This is a genomic window from Oleiphilus sp. HI0132 (genome assembly GCF_001635845.1).
In genome coordinates, this window is sequence record NZ_LWGJ01001610.1 from 1 (window position 1) to 1,527 (window position 1,527).

The window sequence follows — 1,527 nt, forward strand, 5'->3', positions numbered from 1 at the left end:
CTTAGAAACTCTTTGAGTAAATGGCCTGAGCTTGCAGATTTATCTTCCCAACTATGCGACGACTATCCTTTCACTATAAAAGGACACCACACACTGAAGTTCGAGTGTGGCCGAGTCATCCTCACACTGGTTTTTGGGGATATTTATGAGTCCCTGGATGAATACCGTTTTATGGCAGATTGCTGGTACCTGGACGGTTTTTCCCCTAATAAGAACCCGGAAATGTGGTCACCTGCTCTTTTTAAAGAAGTTGCCAGACTATCATCTGACGGAGCCACTTTTTCCACCTTCGCCGCTGCGTCAGCTGTAAGACGAGGGCTAGAATCGGCAGGTTTCAGTGTTAAGCGCCAGAAAGGCTTTGGCAAAAAACGAGAGATGCTTCTTGGCTCTATTACAAAACAAGACCTCAGTTCTACCGGTCACTTACCTTTAAGCAAAACAAATTGGGCCTACCCACAAACACTGATAAAGAATTCCGTTAAGAACTCTACGGCTGCCGCCTTAGATAAAGACGTGTCCAAGTCTTTCGATACCGTTATTATTGGGGCCGGTTTAGCGGGTATCAGCACTGCTTCAGCGCTGTATCAACGCGGGCTGGATGTTGCGATAATAGATACTCGCCCAGCACCTGTTTCTGGTGCCAGCGGCCAGAGCCAACTGGTAATGTACGCAAAGTTTCCCAGTGAGAGAAACAAAACGTTTAACTTCGTAGAGCATTGCCTTGCCTACAGCTTACGCTATTACCCGCGGCTACAGGCAAACTTTGATAATGAATTCTGGCACCCTTGCGGTTTACTGCAGCTAGCATGGAGTGATAAGGAAGCGGCCAAGCAAACCCGCTTTGCTAATAACACCAAACTGCCAACCAATTTTATACGGCCAATATGCGCTGATGAATCCTCAGAAAAGTCTGGCTTGAAACACTCCTGTGGCGGCTTGTGGTTTGAGAATGCGGGCTGGCTTGACCCTAAAGTCTACGCAAAAATACTACTTAGCGATAAGCCAGCTAAGTCACAGGCTACCATCACTCCATTTTACAACTGCGAAGCGAAGCAGATCAGCCAAAATACAGACTCAAGCTGGACCATAGAAACAAATTCAGGCCTTTTTCACACAAGGCATCTTGTCATTGCAAACTCTAATGACACCAAGAGTTTTCCCCAATTAGCACACCTGCCAACCAAGCCCTTGCGCGGGCAAGTTACATCGATAAGATCTAAGCAGAATAGCGAGGAAATCAAATCTACGCAGTGTGTGTTAACAGGAGAAGGCTACCTATGCCCATCTGTTTCTGGTTGGCACCACTTTGGCGCGACCTTTGATTTGGACTCAAATAATGAAAGCACTAATGCAGAAGACAATGAAAAGAACTTCGAAGCAATTCAGCACTGGAACCCATCATGGATTTCGGATAAGAACACTGAAGATAAAAGCCTGAATGACTATGATGTAAAAAGTAACGCCGGCCTTCGTTGCACCACTCCTGACTACCTTCCAATCGTTGGGCTCGCTCCAAATTTTGAACAA

At 46.2% G+C, this 1,527-nt stretch carries 1 protein-coding gene; it reads left to right on the forward strand.

Going from position 1 to position 1,527, the window contains the following annotated elements; translation table 11 throughout:
* Nucleotides 1–12: 12 nt before the first annotated feature.
* Nucleotides 13–1,527 (forward strand): FAD-dependent 5-carboxymethylaminomethyl-2-thiouridine(34) oxidoreductase MnmC (gene mnmC / locus A3766_RS24810; RefSeq protein ID WP_156509114.1); only part of this gene is annotated, 1,515 nt, incomplete at its 3' end.